This window comes from Pseudomonas mercuritolerans (assembly GCF_025706525.1).
Classification (GTDB): Bacteria; Pseudomonadota; Gammaproteobacteria; order Pseudomonadales; family Pseudomonadaceae; genus Aquipseudomonas; species Aquipseudomonas mercuritolerans.
On the sequence record NZ_JAMSHA010000002.1, the window covers coordinates 292,735 to 311,859 of the forward strand.

The 19,125-nt window shown below is 61.2% G+C and carries 17 protein-coding genes; 4 read left to right on the forward strand and 13 right to left on the reverse strand.

The window, feature by feature from the left end; genetic code table 11:
* Positions 1-173 precede the first annotated feature (173 nt).
* On the reverse strand, positions 174-1,037 hold the full coding sequence (locus ND528_RS06095; protein WP_263470092.1) for a LysR family transcriptional regulator: 864 nt from the start codon (positions 1,035-1,037) through the stop codon (positions 174-176).
* Between the two features lie 15 nt (positions 1,038-1,052).
* Positions 1,053-3,359: a heavy metal translocating P-type ATPase gene (locus tag ND528_RS06100; RefSeq protein WP_263469921.1), complete on the reverse strand. Its 2,307-nt coding sequence runs from the start codon at positions 3,357-3,359 to the stop codon at positions 1,053-1,055.
* A gap of 84 nt (positions 3,360-3,443) precedes the next feature.
* Here ND528_RS06100 and cadR point away from each other — a divergent pair, with 84 nt between their 5' ends.
* Entirely contained in the window at positions 3,444-3,893 is a 450-nt protein-coding gene (gene cadR, locus ND528_RS06105; RefSeq protein ID WP_130910333.1) for a Cd(II)/Pb(II)-responsive transcriptional regulator, read from the forward strand.
* A 125-nt stretch (positions 3,894-4,018) separates the two neighbouring features.
* On the opposite strand, the gene ND528_RS06110 is transcribed toward cadR, so the two are convergent.
* The 3 genes from ND528_RS06110 to ND528_RS06120 all read right to left on the reverse strand — a co-directional run bounded on the left by ND528_RS06110 (position 4,019) and on the right by ND528_RS06120 (position 6,718).
* Complete coding sequence (locus ND528_RS06110) at positions 4,019-4,990, reverse strand: thymidylate synthase (RefSeq protein ID WP_076564469.1); 972 nt, start codon at positions 4,988-4,990, stop codon at positions 4,019-4,021.
* Positions 4,991-5,040: 50 nt separating this feature from the next.
* Positions 5,041-5,856: a prolipoprotein diacylglyceryl transferase gene (gene lgt, locus ND528_RS06115; protein ID WP_016772683.1), complete on the reverse strand. Its 816-nt coding sequence runs from the start codon at positions 5,854-5,856 to the stop codon at positions 5,041-5,043.
* Positions 5,857-5,935: 79 nt separating this feature from the next.
* Positions 5,936-6,718 carry a sulfite exporter TauE/SafE family protein gene (locus ND528_RS06120; RefSeq protein ID WP_016772682.1) on the reverse strand — a complete coding sequence of 261 codons (783 nt, stop codon included), beginning with the start codon at positions 6,716-6,718 and terminating at the stop codon, positions 5,936-5,938.
* A gap of 130 nt (positions 6,719-6,848) precedes the next feature.
* Between ND528_RS06120 and ND528_RS06125 the strand changes: the two genes are divergently transcribed.
* Positions 6,849-7,595 (forward strand): NRDE family protein, encoded by a 747-nt coding sequence (locus ND528_RS06125; protein ID WP_263469922.1) that lies wholly within the window; start codon positions 6,849-6,851, stop codon positions 7,593-7,595.
* Between the two features lie 194 nt (positions 7,596-7,789).
* Here ND528_RS06125 and ptsP read toward each other — a convergent pair whose 3' ends face one another.
* Together ptsP and ND528_RS06135 are read right to left on the reverse strand one after the other, a co-directional pair.
* The gene (gene ptsP, locus ND528_RS06130; protein ID WP_212617384.1) at positions 7,790-10,069 is read right to left on the reverse strand and encodes a phosphoenolpyruvate--protein phosphotransferase; all 2,280 of its coding nucleotides are present in this window, start codon (positions 10,067-10,069) and stop codon (positions 7,790-7,792) included.
* A 22-nt stretch (positions 10,070-10,091) separates the two neighbouring features.
* Positions 10,092-10,571 (reverse strand): RNA pyrophosphohydrolase, encoded by a 480-nt coding sequence (locus tag ND528_RS06135; protein ID WP_003229203.1) that lies wholly within the window; start codon positions 10,569-10,571, stop codon positions 10,092-10,094.
* Between the two features lie 143 nt (positions 10,572-10,714).
* Here ND528_RS06135 and ND528_RS06140 point away from each other — a divergent pair, with 143 nt between their 5' ends.
* A complete protein-coding gene (locus ND528_RS06140) occupies positions 10,715-11,371 on the forward strand; it encodes a histidinol-phosphatase (protein WP_212617385.1) in 657 nt (218 codons plus the stop codon).
* 105 nt (positions 11,372-11,476) lie between these two features.
* Here ND528_RS06140 and ND528_RS06145 read toward each other — a convergent pair whose 3' ends face one another.
* Complete coding sequence (locus tag ND528_RS06145) at positions 11,477-11,890, reverse strand: DUF2269 domain-containing protein (RefSeq protein WP_263469923.1); 414 nt, start codon at positions 11,888-11,890, stop codon at positions 11,477-11,479.
* A gap of 41 nt (positions 11,891-11,931) precedes the next feature.
* Positions 11,932-13,446: a threonine ammonia-lyase, biosynthetic gene (gene ilvA, locus ND528_RS06150; RefSeq protein ID WP_071172186.1), complete on the reverse strand. Its 1,515-nt coding sequence runs from the start codon at positions 13,444-13,446 to the stop codon at positions 11,932-11,934.
* Between the two features lie 261 nt (positions 13,447-13,707).
* Between ilvA and rpiA the strand changes: the two genes are divergently transcribed.
* Positions 13,708-14,382, forward strand: a complete 675-nt coding sequence (gene rpiA, locus ND528_RS06155; RefSeq protein WP_007913886.1) for a ribose-5-phosphate isomerase RpiA — start codon at positions 13,708-13,710, stop codon at positions 14,380-14,382.
* A 143-nt stretch (positions 14,383-14,525) separates the two neighbouring features.
* Here the strand turns inward: rpiA and ND528_RS06160 are convergent, their stop codons facing one another.
* The 4 genes from ND528_RS06160 to ND528_RS06175 form a co-directional block, all read right to left on the reverse strand.
* Positions 14,526-15,443 carry an SdiA-regulated domain-containing protein gene (locus tag ND528_RS06160; protein WP_263469924.1) on the reverse strand — a complete coding sequence of 306 codons (918 nt, stop codon included), beginning with the start codon at positions 15,441-15,443 and terminating at the stop codon, positions 14,526-14,528.
* A gap of 203 nt (positions 15,444-15,646) precedes the next feature.
* Complete coding sequence (locus ND528_RS06165; RefSeq protein WP_263469925.1) at positions 15,647-16,570, reverse strand: SdiA-regulated domain-containing protein; 924 nt, start codon at positions 16,568-16,570, stop codon at positions 15,647-15,649.
* A gap of 292 nt (positions 16,571-16,862) precedes the next feature.
* The gene (locus tag ND528_RS06170; RefSeq protein ID WP_212617389.1) at positions 16,863-17,528 is read right to left on the reverse strand and encodes a fumarylacetoacetate hydrolase family protein; all 666 of its coding nucleotides are present in this window, start codon (positions 17,526-17,528) and stop codon (positions 16,863-16,865) included.
* A gap of 41 nt (positions 17,529-17,569) precedes the next feature.
* Complete coding sequence (locus ND528_RS06175; RefSeq protein WP_122603398.1) at positions 17,570-18,964, reverse strand: FAD-binding oxidoreductase; 1,395 nt, start codon at positions 18,962-18,964, stop codon at positions 17,570-17,572.
* Between the last annotated feature and the right edge of the window lie 161 nt (positions 18,965-19,125).

Here is a 19,125-nt window from a genome sequence, read left to right on the forward strand (position 1 = left end):
AGCGAGGCAAAAACGGCTGATAGTGGTATTCGGGGATTTTGGTTCAGATTGTGTTTTGCCTGGGCTGACGCCTTCGCGAGCAGGCTCGCTCCCACAGGGGATCGTGTTCACAACCCAAATCCAATGTGGGAGCGAGCCTGCTCGCGAAGAGGCCTTTTCAGACATTGAAGGTCTCATGCCGGAGACATCTCTTGGGCCAAGCCGAGAAACGCCGCCGGCAAACGCGCGCCCTTCCTCTCTTTGAGGCAATACAGATACTCTGGAATCTGCGGTGCATTCTCGATGGTCAGCACGCGCAGTTGCGGATCATGCGGCACTTCCTGCCGCGCGATGATGCTGATGCCGATATTGCGCAGCACCGCCTCGCGAATCGACTCGCGGCTGCCGATCTCCAGCAACGGCCCGAAGCTCACTCCGGCGCTGGCCAGCAACTCTTTGGTCAACCGCCGCGTGGTCGAACCCGACTCGCGCATCAACAACGTATGCCCGGCCAGCGCATTCAACGTCACATGCTCAAGCGAGGCCAACGGATGATTGCGATGCACCGCCAGCACCAGCGGATCAGTGCCGAGCACCCGGCGAATCAACCGCGTATCGTCGAGCAGCTGCGACGAGGCCGCGACATCCACGCGGTAATCCTCCAGCGCTTCCAGCACCTGCTGCGAGTTGCCGATTTCCACCGACACTTCCACCTGCGGCAAACGCTCGCGGAAGGTCTTCACCAGATCGAGGATGTAATACGGCGCCGTCGCGGCAATACGCAGCGTGCCCTGCACTTGCCCGCTATTTCGCAGGAAAAACTCGATGTCCGCCTCTTGCTGCAACAGGGTCTTGACCATCGGCAGCAGCCGCGCGCCTTCGTCACTGACGCTTAAACGGCGCCCGCCACGGTAGAACAACTCCACCGAATACTGACTCTCCAGATTGCGAATCTGCGTGGTCACGGTCGGTTGGCTGAGGCCGAGTTTTTTCGCCGCCAGCGTGATGCTGCCCAGGCGGGCGACCATGTAAAACGCTTTCAGCTCGGCACTCAGCACAACCATCCCTCATTGTTATTTGCGCAACAGGCGCAAACCGTTGAACACCACCAGCAGGCTCACGCCCATATCGGCAAACACCGCCATCCACATGGTGGCCAGCCCGGCGAAGGTTACCGCAAGAAAGATCGCCTTGATCACCAGCGCCAGTGCGATGTTCTGTTTGAGGATGCTCGCGGTGTTGCGCGACAGGCTGATGAACGCAGGGATCTTGCGCAGATCGTCGTCCATCAGGGCGACATCGGCGGTTTCGATCGCGGTGTCGGTGCCGGCGGCGGCCATGGCGAAACCGATCTCGGCACGAACCAATGCCGGGGCATCGTTGATGCCATCGCCGACCATACCGACCCGGTGGCCCTGCTTGTACAGATCTTCAATGGCTTGCAGCTTGTCGGTCGGCAGCAAATCGCCGCGCGCCTCGTCGATGCCGACCTGGGCGGCAATCGCTTGCGCGGTGTGGACGTTGTCGCCGGTCAGCATCAGGGTTTTCACCCCAAGTTCATGCAACTGACGAATCGCTTCGCGGCTGGTTTCCTTGACCGTGTCGGCCACGGCGAACAGCGCCAGCGGGCCTGCGCTGTCGAGCAGCAGCACAACGGATTTGCCCTGTTTTTCCAGCGCGAACAGCTTTTCTTCCAGCTGCGGCGAGCACAGGCCCAAATCTTCGACCAGACGATGGTTGCCCAAGTGATAAGTCTTGCCGTTGATATCACCTTTGACGCCCCTCCCGCCTAGCGCGGCGAAGTTATCCACAGTCAGCGCGGCGAAGTTTTTATCCACAGCGGCACTGGCAATCGCCAGCGACACCGGGTGATCGGAGCGCCCGGCCAGCGCGGCGGCGATGGCCGGTGCCGTGGCGTCTGCGGTCGGCTCGAGCGACAGGTAATCGGTCTGCACCGGTTTGCCGTGGGTGATCGTGCCGGTCTTGTCCAGCGCCAGATAATCGAGCTTGAAGCCGCCTTCCAGATACACGCCGCCCTTGACCAGAATGCCCTTGCGCGCTGCCGCCGCGAGGCCGCTGACGATGGTCACCGGGGTGGAAATCACCAGTGCGCACGGACAGGCCACCACCAGCAGCACCAGCGCGCGGTAGATCCAGTCGAACCACGCCGCGCCCATGAACAACGGCGGGATGATCGCCACGGCCAAGGCGAAGACGAATACCGCCGGGGTGTAGATTTTCGAGAATTGGTCAACGAAACGCTGGGTCGGTGCCCGTGCGCCCTGGGCCTGTTCGACGGCGTGAATGATCCGCGCCAGCGTCGAGTTGTTCGCCGCAGCGGTCACCGTGTATTCCAGCGAGCCGGCCTGATTGATGGTGCCAGCGAAGACTTTATCGCCGACAGTTTTTTCCACCGGCAGGCTTTCACCGGTTATCGGCGCCTGGTCGATGGTCGAGCTGCCGCTGACCACCGCGCCATCCAGCGCGATGCGCTCGCCGGGTTTCACCCGCACGCGGGCGCCAAGATCGACGCTTTTAACCTCTTGTTCGCGCCAATTACCGTCGGCCTGCAATACCGTGGCCTGCTCCGGGGTCATTTGCATCAAGCCACTGATCGCATTGCGCGCGCGGTCCAGCGAGCGTGCTTCGATCAGCTCGGCGACGGTGAAGAGGAACATCACCATCGCCGCTTCCGGCCACTGACCGATGAGGATCGCGCCGGTTACGGCGATGCTCATCAGCGCATTGATGTTGAGGTTAAGGTTCTTCAGGGCAATCCAGCCCTTTTTATAGGTGCCGAGGCCGCCGCTGAGGATCGACACCAGCGCAACAATCGCCACCACCCAGTCGGGGGCAGCGCTGGTGAAGTGGATGACTTCGGCGCCCAGCGCGGTCACACCGGACAGCGCCAGTGGCCACCAGTGTTTTTTCACCGCAGCCGGGGCCGGAGCATCGACACCCGCCTCTAGCGGCTCGGCGTGCATGCCGAGGGATTTGATCGCCTCGGTGATCGGCTCGGTGCCCGGCAGATTATGGGTCACGCCAAGCACGCGATTGATCAGATTGAATTCCAGCTGCTGCACGCCGGCCAGCTTGCCGAGCTTGTTCTGGATCAGCGTCTGCTCGGTCGGGCAGTCCATCGCCTCGATGCGGAAGCTGCTCAGGCGCGCGTCTGCGCTGGTCTTTTCGCTCAATTGCACCAAGGCAGGCGCTGCGGCTTTCGACGAGCAGCAGGAATCTTCGTGCGCATGAACCGGGGCCGGCGCAGCTTTCGAAGCGCAGCAGGAATCGCCGCCGTGCGAATGTTTATGCACCGGCTGCAATTTATGACTGTGATCGTGGTCGTCGCCGGGCTTGTGGGTGTGCAGGGAGTCGCTCATTGGTCGCGTCCATGAAGGTGCCTGTTGCCAAGTAAAGACCCTGTAGCCACTATAGGGTCAAGCACCCTCTTGGAGATGGCCGTCATGAAGATCGGCGAATTGGCGAAACTCACCTACTGCGCCGTGGAAACCATCCGCTACTACGAGCGCGAAAACCTCCTGCCGGAACCGGCGCGCAGCGACGGCAATTACCGCGTCTACACCCAGGCCCACGCCGAGCGGCTGACCTTCATCCGCAACTGCCGCACCCTCGACATGACCCTCGAAGAAATCCGCAGCCTCCTCGCCCTGCGCGACAGCCCGCAGGATCAGTGCGAGAGCGTCAATGCGCTGATCGACGAACATATTCAGCACGTGAAGGCGCGAATTGATGGGTTATTGGCGTTGCAGACACAACTGCTCGACCTGCGCCAACGCTGTGGCGAAGGGCCGGAGGCGGATCAATGCGGGATTTTGCAGCGGCTGGAGGTGAGTGGCGGGGTTGTAGCGACGGAAGTTGAACATTCCCATGTAGGCCGTAGCCACGGCCATTGAGCCCAACACACAACCAAATGTGGGAGCGAGCCTGCTCGCGAAAGCGGTGTATCAGTCGACACATCTGCGACTGACACGCCCTCTTCGCGAGCAGGCTCGCTCCCACAGGGATATTGCGGTGTGGTTTAGACCGCCATCGGCGCGGTCATTGGCGGATGGTGCTCATAGCCTTCCAGCGAGAAATCGCTCGGCTCGACCAGTTCCAGCCACTCCGGCTGATACACACCGGTCTTGGCAAACTCCGGCACGCGGTCGGAGATTTTCAGTTTCGGCATGGCAAACGGCTCGCGCTTGAGCTGTTCGTTGAGCATGTCCAGGTGGTTTTCGTAGACGTGGGCATCACCGATGAAATAGGTGAACCAGCGCGGCGTGTAGCCGGTCAGGCGCCCGATCAGGCTCAGCAGCGCGGCGCCCTCGGTGAGGTTGAACGGCGTGCCCAGCCCCAGATCGTTGGAGCGGATGTAGAGAGTTAGAGAAATCTCTTTGGTCTCGACGTTCGGGTGGAACTGGTACAGCAGATGGCATGGCGGCAGGGCCATTTCATCGAGCTGGGCGACGTTCCAGCCGTGGAACAGAATGCGCCGGCTGCCCGGATCCTTGATGATCGTGTCGACGCACTGGCGTACCTGGTCGATTGCCTTGTACAGCACGACGTAGGCCTGGCCGTCTTCTTCGCCCTGAGCGATCTGCTTGTAGCCGTTGCTCAGGGTCTGTTCGATGGCAGCAGTGTTGCTCAGCGGGATCTGCTTGTACGCCGGCCACTTGCGCCATTGCACGCCGTAGATTTCACCGAGGTCGTCGTCGCCCTGACGGAACGGGTTGGCCAGCCATTGCGCGTTTTCGTTGGCGTTCTGGTCCCAGACCTTGCAGCCCAGCGCGCGGAATTCAGCGGCGTTGTTGACGCCACGCAGAAAGCCGCACATCTCGCCGATGGCCGATTTGAAAGCCATCTTGCGCGTAGTGATCGCCGGGAAACCTTCCTGCAGATCGAAACGCAGCATCGCTCCCGGAAAACTGATGGTGTTGATACCGGTGCGGTTGGCCTGCTTGGTGCCGTTCTGAATGACGTGCGAGACCAGTTCGAGATATTGCTTCATGAGTTACCTGTGTCCTTGGAGCCCCGGCGTCTCGCGCCGGGGTTCGTAGTTTAAGCCGTCGGCGCGAGCGGCGCTGCCGGGGCGCGACGATAGGCCAGCCAGATCAGCAACAGCCCGCCGACAATCATCGGCACGCAGAGCACCTGACCCATGGTCAGCCAGTTCCACGCCAGATAGCCCAACTGCGCGTCAGGCACACGGACGAACTCGACGATGAAACGGAAGATGCCGTAGAACAGCGCGAACATGCCGGAGACCGCCATGGTCGGGCGCGGTTTGCGCGAGAAGATCCACAGGATCAGGAACAGCGCCACGCCTTCAAGGGCGAACTGGTACAGCTGCGACGGGTGACGCGGCAACTGCGCCGGATCGCTGAAAGGCGGGAACACCATGGCCCATGGCACGTCGGTGGCCTTGCCCCACAGCTCGGCGTTGATGAAATTGCCGATGCGCCCGGCGCCCAGACCGATCGGCACCATCGGCGCGACAAAGTCCATCAACTGGAAGAACGACTTGCCATTGCGCTTGCCGAACCACAAGGCCGCGAGCATCACGCCGATGAATCCGCCGTGGAAAGACATGCCGCCCTTCCACACTTCGAAAATCAGTGTCGGGTTGGCCAGGTATGCGCTCAGATCATAGAACAGCACATAGCCCAGACGGCCGCCGACGATCACGCCCATCGATAGCCAGAACACCAGATCGGAGAGTTTCTCCTTGGTCCAGGTCGGGTCGAAGCGGTTGAGCCGGCGCGACGCCAACAGCCACGCGCCGCCGATGCCGATCAGGTACATCAGACCGTACCAGTGGATTTTCAGCGGACCGATGGCCAGGGCCACCGGGTCGATCTGCGGGTAAGGCAGCATTGCGACTCCTTGTTAGAGTTGAAAGCGAAATTCCCGGGCGACGCTGCCACCTCAGGATTAAGCCAGGATTGCCACGCGGTCAGAGCAGAAAGCTCAAACCCACGCAGAACAGCAAAGCGGCGAACAGCCTTTTCAGCAAGCGCGGCGACAATCTGTGCGCCAGACGCGCGCCGAGCCGGGCGAAGACCATGCTGGTCAGGGCGATGCCCAACAATGCCGGCAAATACACAAAACCGAGACTATGGGCCGGCAACAACGGATCGTGCCACCCCAGAATCATGAAACTTGCTGCACTGGCCAGAGCGATCGGCAAGCCACAGGCCGACGAGGTCGCCACGGCTTGCTGCATCGGCACGCTGCGCCAGGTCAGAAACGGCACGGTCAGCGAGCCGCCACCAATGCCGAAAATCGCCGAGGCCCAGCCAATCACCGTACCGGCGGCAGTCAGACCGAGTTTGCCCGGCACCGTTCGGCTGGCCTTGGGTTTGACATCCAGCGCCAGTTGCACGGCGATCACCAGAGCGAACACGCCGATAATCTTTTGCAGGTTCGGCCCGGAGATGGCTTCTGCGGTCAGCGCCCCGAAACCGGCACCGAGCAGGATACCCACGGTCATCCAGCGAAAAATCGCCCAGCGCACCGCGCCACGGCGGTGATGTTCACGCACGGCGTTGACCGAGGTGAATATGATCGTCGCCAGCGACGTCCCTACCGCCAAATGCGTAAGAATCGACTGATCGAAGCCCTGCAAAGTGAAGCTGAACACCAGCACCGGGACGATGATGATCCCGCCGCCGACGCCAAACAGCCCGGCGAGCACGCCCGCACAGGCGCCGAGCGCCAGGTAGAGCAGAAATTCCATGACCGTCTCCAGCACGCATCGGCAAAACAGGAGCGGCATGTTAACGGATGCGCAGCCTTCTGCTCCACTGGCGATGGATGCACGGACGCCGGATGCGTAGAGTGGGCAAAAAACACACAAGGACCACCTTATGTGCCTGATTGTTTTCGCCTGGCGCCCGGGCCATGCCCAGCCGCTGATCGTCGCGGCCAACCGCGACGAATTCTACGCCCGCCCCAGCCGGCCATTGGCGCCGTGGGCGGAAGCTCCGCATGTGCATGCCGGGCGTGATCTTGAGGCTGGCGGTACCTGGTTGGGGATCGGCGCCAACGGACGCTTCGCCGCGCTGACCAATATTCGCGATCCGCAGCAGCCACCGGCAACCAAATCCCGGGGCGAGCTGGTGGCGCGCTTTCTTGCTGACGATCTGTCGATTGATGATTATTTGAGCGATGTGGTGGGCCGTGCGGGCGAATACGCTGGGTTCAATCTGCTGCTGGGCAATGCCCATGAGCTGTGGCATTTCAATGCGCGGGCGTCGGAGCCGGTGATGTTGCAACCCGGGGTTTACGGGTTATCCAATGCCGGACTGGATACACCGTGGCCAAAACTGCTCAAGGCCAGGGCGGCGTTGAGCGCGGTACTGGACGATCCGCAGCCTGAGCGATTGCTGGCCTTGCTGAGCGACGCGCAGACCGCACCGGAGGCCGAGTTGCCGGATACCGGCGTGGGCATGGCGACGGAAGCACTGCTGTCGAGTGTGTTTATTGCCAGCCAGAGTTATGGCACGCGGGCGAGTACGGCGTTGATAGTGCAAGCGGACGGGACGCGGCGGATGGTGGAGCGCAGTTTTGGGCCGTATGGGGGGCATCTAGGGGAAGTTGAGGTTTGTGTCTAACAGCAGCCCCTCACCCCAGCCCTCTCCCGGAGGGAGAGGGGGCCGACCGAAGTGTCTTGCGGTATACATCGACCTGAAAGATCGAGTCGGTTATGGATTCAGCAAAGCACTTACAGGTCGACGGAGTTCTGCAGCATCCCCCAATCAGTCCCCTCTCCCTCTGGGAGAGGGCTAGGGTGAGGGGCTTTTGATCTTTAGAGAGCCTTGGGCACCACCGGCGAATTCATCTTCGCCAACCCGAGATTCTTCAGCGCCAGTTGCAGCGAGCTGTGGATAACTTGCGGGTTATCGATCTTCATCAGCTCCGCCAGCATTTCCTGCGCTTTACTCAGATTCACCTGACGCAACATCCACTTCACCTTCGGCAGGTTGGTGGCGTTCATCGACAGGCTGTCGAAGCCCATCGCCATCAACAGCACCGCCGCCGCTGGATCCCCGGCCATCTCGCCGCAGATACTCACCGGTTTGCCTTCGGCATGGGCGTCAGTGACCACGGTTTGCAGGGCTTGCAGCACCGCCGGATGCAGATAGTCGTAGAGGTCGGCGACGCGCGGGTTGTTGCGGTCTACCGCCAGCAGGTACTGGGTCAGGTCGTTGGAGCCGACGGAGAGGAAGTCGACCATCCGCGCCAGTTCCTTGGTCTGGTACACCGCTGCCGGGATTTCGATCATCACGCCGATCGGCGGCATCGGCACATCGGTGCCTTCGTCGCGCACTTCGCCCCAGGCCCGGTGGATCAGGTGCAGGGCTTCTTCGAGTTCGTGGGTGCCGGAGATCATCGGCAGCAGAATCCGCAGGTTGTTCAAGCCTTCGCTGGCCTTGAGCATCGCACGCGTCTGCACGAGGAAGATTTCCGGGTGGTCGAGGGTGACGCGGATACCGCGCCAGCCGAGGAACGGGTTGTCTTCCTTGATCGGGAAGTACGACAGCGATTTGTCACCGCCGATGTCGAGGCTGCGCATGGTCACCGGTTGCGGGTGGAACGCGGCGAGCTGTTCGCGGTAAATCGCCAGCTGTTCCTTCTCGCTCGGGAAGCGCTGGTTGATCATGAACGGCACTTCGGTGCGGTACAGACCAACCCCTTCGGCGCCACGCTTCTGCGCCCGCGCCACATCGGCGAGCAGGCCGGTGTTGACCCACAGCGGCATGCGGTGACCATCGAGGGTCACGCACGGCAGGTCGCGCAGGGTGTCGAGGCCCAGCGCCAGTTGTTTCTCTTCTTCAACGACCTCGGCGAACTGCTTGCGCAGCACTTCGCTGGGGTTGGTGTAGACCTCGCCACGGGTGCCGTCGACGATCATTTCGATGCCGTCGACCTTGGCGTACGGCAGGTCGACCAGGCCCATCACCGTCGGAATGCCCATGGCCCGGGCCAGAATCGCGACGTGGGAGTTACCCGAACCGAGCACCGAGACCAGACCGACCAGCGTGCCTTCCGGCACCTCGCCGAGCATCGCCGGCGTCAGCTCTTCGCTGACCAGAATGGTTTTTTCCGGGTAGACCAGGTTCTGCTGACGCTCTTCCTGCAGATAGGCGAGCAGACGGCGGCCAAGGTCTTTGACGTCCGAAGCACGCTCGCGCAGGTAGGCGTCGTCCATCAGTTCGAAACGGTTGACGTGCTCAGTGACCACCTGACGCAGCGCGCCCTGAGCCCACTGCCCCGTCTTGATCACGGTGGTGATTTCGCTGCCCAGCGAGGCATCGTCGAGCATCATCAGGTAGACGTCGAACAGCGCGCGCTCTTCCGGGCGCAGCTGGGTCGCGAGTTTGGCGGACAAGGCGCGCATGTCGGCGCGCACGCCTTCGATGGCGGTCTTGAACAGCGCCAGCTCGGCGTTGATGTCGGTGATGGTCTTGTCCGGCACCACGTCCAGGTCCGCCGGCGGCAGCATGACCACGGCGGTACCGACCGCCGCACCGGGTGAACCCGGCACGCCGACGAACTTGGCTTCCTGAATGCCCTTGCCCTGCCGGCCCAGACCACGGATCGAACCGGTGGCCTCGGCGTGGGCGATCACGCCGGCAAGCTGCGCGCTCATGGTCACGAGGAAGGCTTCTTCACCTTCGTCGAACTGGCGGCGTTCTTTCTGCTGGATGACCAACACGCCGACGACGCGGCGGTGGTGAATGATCGGTGCACCGAGGAACGAGGCGTAACGCTCTTCACCGGTTTCGGCGAAGTAGCGATAGCGCGGGTGAACCGAAGCGTTTTCCAGGTTCAGGGGTTCTTCACGCGTGCCGACCAGACCGACCAGACCCTCGTTGGGGGCCATGCTGACCTTGCCGATCGAGCGCTTGTTCAAGCCCTCGGTGGCCATCAGGACGAAGCGGTTGGTTTCCGGATCAAGCAGGTAGACCGAGCAGACCTGGCTGCCCATGGCCTCTTTGACGCGCAACACAATAATCCCCAACGCCGCCTTGAGATCCTTGGCGGAGTTAACTTCCTGGACGATCTTGCGCAGCGTATTGAGCATGGCTCGGGGTCGAACTCCGTCGTCAGTCGCGCGCTAAAAGGCGCGGGGCAAGCTCTTTGAGAGCGCGTCGATACACCTCGCGCTTGAATGTCACCACCTGGCCCAACGGATACCAATAGCTGACCCAGCGCCAGCCATCGAACTCCGGTTTACCGGTCAGATCCATCCGCACCCGCTGCTCGTTGGAGATCAGGCGCAGGAGAAACCATTTCTGCTTCTGGCCGATGCACAGCGGTTGGCTGTGGGTACGCACCAGGCGTTGCGGCAAACGATAGCGCAACCAGCCCCGGGTACAGGCCAGTATTTCAACATCTTCACGTTCCAGGCCAACTTCTTCGTTCAGCTCGCGGTACAAGGCGTCTTCCGGCGTCTCCTCGGGGTTGATCCCCCCTTGCGGAAACTGCCAGGCGTCCTGATTGATACGGCGAGCCCATAGCACCTGGCCGGCGTCATTCGTCAGAATGATCCCGACATTGGGGCGGAAACCATCGGGGTCGATCACGGCAACAACCTCGCAAACGCATGTCGCCGCATTGTTCCACAAAGCTTGATGAGGCGGCAACGAAGGTTCCTACCTTATGTGCACTCTTGTGAAAAGACCGTATTCTTGTCGCCTTTTTACTGACTTTTCAGCGGGTAACTGCAATGCGCCTGGCTTTATTCGATTTGGACAACACCCTTCTGGGCGGCGACAGCGATCACGCCTGGGGCGATTATCTGTGCGAGCGCGGCTTCCTCGACCCGATCGCCTACAAGGCGCGCAACGACGAGTTCTATCAGGATTACCTGGCCGGCAAGCTCGACAACGCCGCCTACCTGAACTTCTGCCTGGAAATTCTCGGCCGCACCGAAATGGCCGTGCTCGACGCCTGGCACAGCGATTACATGCGCGACTGCATTGAGCCGATCGTGCTGCCCAAGGCACTGGAGCTGCTGAAAAAACACCGCGATGCCGGCGACAAACTGGTGATCATCACCGCCACCAACCGTTTCGTCACCGCGCCGATCGCTGTGCGCCTGGGCGTGGAAACCCTGATTGCCACCGAATGCGAAATGGTCGACGGCCGCTACAGCGGGCGCAGCACCGACATTCCGTGTTTCCGTGAAGGCAAGGTCACGCGCCTGAATCGCTGGCTGGAAGAGACCGGGCATTCGCTTGAGGACAGCTATTTCTATAGTGATTCGATGAATGATCTGCCGTTGCTGGAGCAGGTGGCGAATCCGGTGGCGGTGGATCCTGATCCGAATCTGCGGGCCGAAGCCGAGAAGCGTGGCTGGCCGGTGATTTCGTTGCGCGACTGATATCGCCTTCGCGAGCAGGCTCGCTCCCACATGGGATCGGTGTCATTGACAAATCTCCTGTGGGAGCGAGCTTGCTCGCGAATGGGATCGACTCGGTCTCCAGCCTTAAACCGGCTTGGCCCCCATCAACGCCGCTATGGCGAGAAATCCGACGCCGCTGACAACCGCCAGCGCCAGAGTGAACTTGCGGTTACCCGCCCCGCTGGTCCACAGCCGATCCAGCCGGACCAGCAGCCAGACCGCACTGAACGTGGCCACGGCATAGATCACGCTGGACCCCAGAATCCACAATTGCCCCAATGGCCAGCCAACCAGGTGCACCAGCCACCAGCCGGTGAAAGGCATGCTGAGCATGCCGATCAGCATCAGACACCAGATGAACAGCCACGGACGGCGCATCGTACTGGCCGGGCCTTCGCTGCGATTACGCCAGGTCAGGGCGGCGAGCCCCAGCCCGCTCACGAGGATCACCACGGTCGCCGCGACGTGAAGGACTTTCAGGGTGGTCAGGGTTTCCATGTCGTTCTCATCCGTAGATCCATGCCCATCAGCGTAGCCGCTTAGCCAAGAAACAGCTGATAGGCCGGGTTGTCGCTTTCATCCCAATACGGGTAGCCGATTTCCGCCAATGCCGCCGGCACCAGATGACGCTCGTCATGGGGCACTTGCAGGCCGGCGACCACGCGGCCGTCCGCTGCGCCGTGATTGCGGTAGTGAAACATCGAGATATTCCAGCGCCCGCCGAGCTTGTTGAGGAAGTTGAACAGCGCGCCCGGGCGCTCCGGGAATTCGAAGCGCAGCACCACTTCATCGACCACCTGCGCCGCGCGGCCGCCGACCATGTGGCGGATGTGCAGCTTGGCCAGTTCGTTGTCGGTCAGGTCGATGACCGGGAAACCCTGCTCGGTCAGGCTTGCCAGCAAGGCGCTGCGCGGGTCGTTGTCCGGGTGGGTCTGCACGCCGACGAAGATGTGCGCTTCGCTGCCGGTGTTGTAGCGGTAATTGAATTCAGTGATCTGGCGCTTGCCGATGGCTTCGCAGAACGCCTTGAAGCTGCCGGCCTTTTCCGGAATGGTCACGGCGATGATCGCTTCGCGACCCTCGCCCAGCTCGGCGCGCTCGGCGACGTGGCGCAGGCGGTCGAAGTTGACGTTGGCACCGGAGTCGATGGCGACGAAAGTCTGGCCGCTGACGCCACGCTGCTCAACATACTTCTTGATCCCGGCCACGCCCAGCGCGCCGGCAGGCTCGGTGATCGAGCGGGTATCGTCGTAGATATCCTTGATTGCCGCGCAGATCTCGTCGGTGCTGACCGTTATCACTTCATCGACGTAATCCTTGCAGATCTCGAAGGTGTACTGGCCGATCTGTGCCACCGCCACGCCGTCCGCGAAGATGCCGACGGTCGGCAGAACCACGCGCTCGCCCGCCGCCATCGCTGCTTGCAGGCAATTGGAGTCGTCCGGTTCGACGCCAATTACCTTGATGTCCGGACGCAGGTATTTCACGTACGCCGCGATACCGGCGATCAACCCACCGCCGCCGACCGGGACGAAAATTGCGTCCAGCGGCTGCGGGTGCTGACGCAGGATTTCCATGGCCACGGTGCCCTGCCCGGCAATGGTGTGCGGATCGTCGTACGGGTGGATGTAGACGTAGCCTTTTTCATCGACCAGTTTCAGCGAGTAGGCCAGCGCTTCCGGGAACGAGTCACCGTGCAGCACCACTTTACCGCCGCGCGAACGCACGCCTTCGACCTTGATTTCCGGGGTGGTCTTGGGCATGACGATGGTGGCTTTGACGCCCAACACTTTCGCCGCCAGCGCCAGACCCTGCGCATGATTGCCCGCCGACGCGGTGACCACGCCTCGGGCGCGCTCCTCGTCGCTGAGCTGGGTCAGCTTGTTGTAGGCGCCGCGAATCTTGAACGAGAACACCGGCTGCAAGTCTTCGCGCTTGAGCCAGATGTCGTTGCCCAGCCGCTCGGAGAGCTGGCGGGCGTTCTGCAGCGGGGTTTCTACGGCAACGTCATAAACGCGCGAGGTGAGGATCTTCTTGACGTACTGTTCGAGCATCGGAAAGCATCACTGGGCGAGTTGGGCAGGGCCAAGGAGTCTAACCCGGCTTTTGCCCGGGCGACCACACGGATCCAGAGGTTTTATCGCGCCGAAAAGATCGCAGCCTTCGGCAGCTCCTACAGTGGGAATGCATTCCAAAGTGTAGGATCTGCCGAAGGCTGCGATCTTTTGATCTGCCAACAGGACAATGACCTTCACCACCGCGAGGCCTATAATGCCGGCCTTTCTGCCCAACCCTTGCCCGCTTCCGGAGCCCGCATGACCCAGGATCAACTCAAACAGGCCGTGGCCCAGGCCGCCGTCGACTTCATCCTGCCGAAACTCGACGACAAGAGCATCGTCGGCGTCGGCACCGGCTCCACCGCCAACTGCTTCATCGATGCACTGGCCCAGCACAAGGGCGCGTTCGATGGCGCGGTCGCCAGCTCCGAAGCCACCGCCGCGCGCCTCAAGGGCCATGGGATTCCGGTGTATGAGCTGAATACCGTCAGCGATCTGGAGTTCTACGTCGACGGCGCCGATGAAAGCGATGCGCACCTGAACCTGATCAAGGGCGGCGGCGCGGCCCTGACCCGCGAAAAGATTGTCGCCGCCGTGGCCAAGACTTTCATCTGCATCGCCGACGCCAGCAAACTGGTGCCGGTACTCGGCGAGTTCCCGCTGCCGGTGGAAGTCATCCCGATGGCCCGCAGCCACGTTGCCCGCCAACTGGTGAAACTCGGTGGCGACCCGGTCTACCGCGAAGGCGTATTGACCGACAACGGCAACATCATCCTCGACGTGTTCAACCTGCAAATCACCAACCCGGTGGAGCTGGAAGCGCAGATCAATGCCATCGTCGGCGTGGTCACCAACGGACTGTTCGCTGCGCGCCCGGCGGATCTGTTGTTGCTGGGTACCAGTGAAGGCGTGAAAACCCTGAAGGCTGAGTAACAGACTGCCCACTTGCCTTGGGCTGATAAATAAACCTGTGGGAGCGAGCCTGCTCGCGAAAGCGTCGGGTCAGTCAACATATTCAGAGACTGATCAACCGCCTTCGCGAGCAGGCTCGCTCCCACAGTGTTTTGTGGTGTTGGTCAGTTTTGTGTGGGCTTCTTGAATACGTAAAACAGATTCGGCTCGCTCACCAGGTACAACGTGCCGTCATCATCCATCGCAATTCCCTCCGCCTGCGGCACGGTTTTCTGCAAACCCTGACGCCCGCCGCTGATCGACATGGTGCTCAAGGGGCGCCCGTCGACATCCAGCTCGATAATCAACCGCGACTCGTCCGACAGTGCCAGCAAGTGCCCGCTGCGTTCGTCGTACTGCAGACTCGACAGATCACGCACAAACATTCCGGCATCGCGCTTGGGGTTGTTGATCACGTGCACCGCGTAGGTCTTGTCCGGTTTGAAGTGCGGAAAGCCGTGGACCTCGTAGATCAGCATCGGGTCGCGCTCTTTGGCCACGAAGAGCCGCTTGCCCACTGAATCGTACGCCAGCCCTTCGAAACCCTTGTTGCCGGACATGTGCACGCCGAGGGTCATTTGCTCCGCATCTTCGGCATCGAGAAAAGTGGTGTCGGCTTCAAGGTGGATCTTGATCAGGCGTTGCTGACGCTCGTCGGTGATCACGTAGGTGTCGGCGCTGATGTACTCGACGGCTTCCGGATCGCCAAACCCCACCAGAGCGATGCGCCGTAGAATCTTGCCTTCCAGCGACAGTTCGATCAGTTCGGAATTCTTGTTGGTCACGGTGAACAGGCTTTTGCGCACCGGATCGTAGGTCAGCGCCGAGACGTCATCGTCGAGCCCGTCGATCGGTCGCGCTTCGATGGTCACCCGATATTGATCCAGGCCGATCGCCTCGCTGCTCACCGGTTGCCACAGCGTGTGCAGGTTGAACCAGGCGCGCTCGAACAGGCGCAGGTATTGGCCGATCGCGATCAACGCGATCAGGACAATCATCAACAGGACGAGGATCAGCGGTTTGGGGCGGGCAAGTCGACGCATTCAGGCAGGCTCGGATTCATGACAGGCCGATGAAATATCACGCCCGTCTGAATTGAAGCTTAATGGCCACTTGCCTCAGATCGCAAGCCAAGCCCCGCAGGAGCTGCCGAAGGCTCGGGCTGCGATCGGACGACCTTTTGATTTTGACTTTCACAAGCAAGATCAAAAGATCGCAGCCTGCGGCAGCTCCTACAGGGAAGGCATTACCGGTGTTTTTCGAATCGGTAGAACAGGTTCGGTTCGCTGACCATGTACAGCGTGCCGTCCTCGTCCATGGTCATGCCTTCGGCGCGGGGGATGGTGTCTTTCAGACCGTTGAAATTGCCAAGCAACGTCATGAAGCTGACTTGCTTGCCGGCCTCGTCGAGCTCGAGCAACAGGTGTGAATCCGCCGACAGCACCAGCAGATGGCCAGTGCGCGGATCGACGGCCAGCGCCGACAGGTTGCGCAGATCCAGCTGATCGCTGGCCAGCTTCTGCTTGTCGCCCTGCAGGGTCTGGCTGCCATCGCTTTTCCAGGTGAACAGCGCTGGCGGGCGCTCCTCACCCAGGATCAATTGATGATTGCGCGGGTCCCAGGTGATGGCTTCAAAAGCCTTGTTCTGGTCTTTCGACGGCCCGAGATCGTATTTCGGGAAGTCGGCAATGTTCAGCTCACGAGTCGCGGCGTCGATCTTGACGATCGACAAGGTATGCTCACGCTCATCGACAATGGCCAGCAAACCGTTTTCCATGACCGTCAGGCCTTCAGGATTGCTCCAGCCCACCAGCGGCATTTTGCGCAACACGTCGCCCTGCAGCGTCAGCTCGACGAGGAAGGCATTCTTGCCCATCACCGCAAACAGGGTCCTGGTCTGCGGGTTATAGGCCAGATCCGAAGCTTCGTCCTTTTCCATGCCCGGCAGCGGCTTGGCATCGATCACCACCTGATAATCCGGCAGCCAGACGCTCTCCTTCTGCTCGGCCTTGCTCTCGAAGCGCTCCAGCACCCACAGCACGCCGCGATCATCCCAATGCATGGCGAACGCCAGCCCATAGGCTGCGGCGATGACCAGCAACAGCCAGACATACCAGCGCAGGACGAAGCGGGATCGGAGGGTGGTTTTTTGCTGAGTTGGAGATGCCATCAAAGGATGCGTTCCGTTAATTCAGGCCAAGGGTAATAGCACAAGAGGCCGGCTGAGACGCCAGAATCGCGGGAATTATCCAGAGAGGATGTGAAAAAAACGGCAAATGGCGGGATTGGCGTGTTCGTTTGCCAGAAACACACTTGTGGCGAGGGGACTTATCCCCGTTGGCGCGCGAAGCGCGCCCCTCTTGATCTTGAAGAGGGGCCTGCTGCGCAGTCCAACGGGGCGGTGCGACGTTTCGCTAAATCCCCCTCACCACAAAGCTCACCCCCTACAAGGGGGTCTGCGGTTAGCGCACGCTGCTGCTGAAGCTGCTCGCCCCCGGCAGTTCGAGGACGATTTCATCGCCGACGTTCAGCGGGCCGACGCCCACTGGCGTGCCGGTGAGGATCACGTCACCGGCCTGCAACGAGAAGCAGCCGGCCATGTGCTGGATCATCGGCACGATAGGGTTGAGCATCGCGCTGCTGTTGCCGTCCTGGCGCACTTCGCCGTTGATGATCAGGCGGATGCCGATGTCGGTCAGGTCAGCGAAGGTGCTGCCGACCACGAACGGCGCGATCACCGCCGCGCCGTCGAACGACTTGGCGATTTCCCACGGCAGGCCCTTGGCTTTCAGCTCGGCCTGCTTGTCGCGCAGGGTCAGGTCCAGCGCCGGCGCGAAGCCGGAGATCGCATCGAGGACTTCTTCGCGGCTCGGCTTGGTCGACAGCGGTTTGCCGATCAACACGGCGATTTCCGCTTCGTAGTGCACTGAACCACGCTCGGTCGGAATGCTGAACCCGCCTTCCAGCGGCACCACGCAACTGCCCGGCTTGATGAACAGCAGCGGCTCGGTCGGCACCGGGTTGTCCAGTTCCTTGGCGTGTTCGGCGTAATTGCGGCCAATGCACACGACTTTCCCGATCGGGAAGTGAATGCGCGTGCCGTCGACGTACTGGTGCTGATAGCTCATTTACCGACTCCTGCCTTTATTGATTCAACAGAGATTACCGATCAAACCGGGAAAATCTTGCCCGGGTTCATGATGCCGTTCGGGTCGAACACTGCCTTGACCGCTTTCATGTACTCGATCTCGGCCGGCGAGCGGCTGTAGGTCAGGTAATCACGCTTGGTCATACCGACGCCGTGCTCGGCCGAGATCGAGCCGTTGTATTTCTCGACGGTTTCGAACACCCACTTGTTGACGGTGGCGCACTTGGCGAAGAACTCGTCCTTGCTCAGGTTTTCCGGCTTGAGGATGTTCAGGTGCAGGTTGCCGTCGCCGATGTGGCCGAACCAGACGATCTCGAAATCCGGATAGTGCTCGCCAACGATCGCATCGATTTCACGCAAGAACGCTGGCACCTTGGAAACGGTCACCGAGATGTCGTTCTTGTACGGCGTCCAGTGGGAAATGGTTTCGGAGATGTACTCGCGCAGCTTCCACAAGTTGTGCAACTGGGTTTCGCTCTGGCTCATCACGCCGTCGAGCACCCAGCCCTGTTCTACGCAGTGTTCGAAGGTCTCCAGCGCGCTGTTGGCCACTTCTTCGGTGGTCGCTTCGAATTCCAGCAGGGCGTAGAACGGGCACTCGGTTTCAAAAGGCGCCGGCACGTCACCGCGCCCCATGACTTTGGCCAGGGCCTTGTCGGAGAAGAATTCGAACGCGGTCAGGTCAAGCTTGCCCTGGAAGGCGTGCAGAACCGGCATGATCGAATCGAAATCGGCGGTGCCGAGGACCATCGCCGTGAGGTTTTTCGGTGCGCGATCAAGGCGCATGGTCGCTTCGACAACGAAACCGAGGGTGCCTTCGGCGCCAATGAACAGCTGGCGCAGGTCGTAACCGGTGGCGTTCTTGATCAGGTCCTTGTTCAGCTCGAGCACGTCGCCCTTGCCGGTGACGACTTTCATGCCGGCCACCCAGTTGCGGGTCATGCCGTAGCGAATCACTTTGATCCCGCCGGCATTGGTGCCGATGTTGCCGCCAATCTGGCTGGAACCCGCCGAGGCGAAGTCGACCGGATAGTACAAGCCGTTCTCTTCGGCGACGTTCTGCAGATGCTCGGTGACCACACCCGGCTGGCACACGGCGGTGCGGTCGGTGAGGTTGACGTCGAGAATCTGGTTCATGTAATCGAACGAAACCACCACTTCGCCATTGGCCGCCACCGCAGCGGCGGACAACCCGGTGCGCCCGCCGGACGGCACCAGCGCAATTTTGTGGGTATTGGCCCAACGCACCACGGCCTGCACTTGCTCGATGGTCTTGGGAAACACGATGGCGCTCGGCGCCGGGGCGAAGTGCTTGGTCCAATCCTTGCCGTAAGTGTTCAGGGAGTCGGCGTCGGTGAGGACTTTGCCAGGCTCAACCAGGGTCTTCAGTTCATCAATCAGCGCAGGATTGGTCATCGACAGAACTCTCGAACAATTCATGGTCATCCTGAGAACGCTTCACGTCGCAGGAATGAGTGTTTAGCGGGGTGGCTATGCTAGCATACCGACCCCGCAGGACAGTGCCCAAGGCCAGATCCGCGGTGACGGCTTTGTTGCCGTGCGGGTCAGCTCCAGGC

Bases quoted from the DNA above. Each gene is read 5' to 3' on its own strand.
- ND528_RS06120 (WP_016772682.1), bottom strand. From the start codon at position 6,718: ATGGAATTTCTGCTCTACCTGGCGCTCGGCGCCTGTGCGGGCGTGCTC.
- lgt (WP_016772683.1), bottom strand. From the start codon at position 5,856: ATGCTGCCTTACCCGCAGATCGACCCGGTGGCCCTGGCCATCGGTCCG.
- ND528_RS06175 (WP_122603398.1), bottom strand. From the start codon at position 18,964: ATGACCAATCCTGCGCTGATTGATGAACTGAAGACCCTGGTTGAGCCT.
- ND528_RS06160 (WP_263469924.1), bottom strand. From the start codon at position 15,443: ATGCGTCGACTTGCCCGCCCCAAACCGCTGATCCTCGTCCTGTTGATG.
- ND528_RS06125 (WP_263469922.1), top strand. From the start codon at position 6,849: ATGTGCCTGATTGTTTTCGCCTGGCGCCCGGGCCATGCCCAGCCGCTG.
- ND528_RS06110 (WP_076564469.1), bottom strand. From the start codon at position 4,990: ATGAAGCAATATCTCGAACTGGTCTCGCACGTCATTCAGAACGGCACC.
- ilvA (WP_071172186.1), bottom strand. From the start codon at position 13,446: ATGCTCGAACAGTACGTCAAGAAGATCCTCACCTCGCGCGTTTATGAC.
- ND528_RS06140 (WP_212617385.1), top strand. From the start codon at position 10,715: ATGCGCCTGGCTTTATTCGATTTGGACAACACCCTTCTGGGCGGCGAC.
- cadR (WP_130910333.1), top strand. From the start codon at position 3,444: ATGAAGATCGGCGAATTGGCGAAACTCACCTACTGCGCCGTGGAAACC.
- ND528_RS06165 (WP_263469925.1), bottom strand. From the start codon at position 16,570: ATGGCATCTCCAACTCAGCAAAAAACCACCCTCCGATCCCGCTTCGTC.
- ptsP (WP_212617384.1), bottom strand. From the start codon at position 10,069: ATGCTCAATACGCTGCGCAAGATCGTCCAGGAAGTTAACTCCGCCAAG.
- ND528_RS06100 (WP_263469921.1), bottom strand. From the start codon at position 3,359: ATGAGCGACTCCCTGCACACCCACAAGCCCGGCGACGACCACGATCAC.
- ND528_RS06145 (WP_263469923.1), bottom strand. From the start codon at position 11,890: ATGGAAACCCTGACCACCCTGAAAGTCCTTCACGTCGCGGCGACCGTG.
- ND528_RS06170 (WP_212617389.1), bottom strand. From the start codon at position 17,528: ATGAGCTATCAGCACCAGTACGTCGACGGCACGCGCATTCACTTCCCG.
- rpiA (WP_007913886.1), top strand. From the start codon at position 13,708: ATGACCCAGGATCAACTCAAACAGGCCGTGGCCCAGGCCGCCGTCGAC.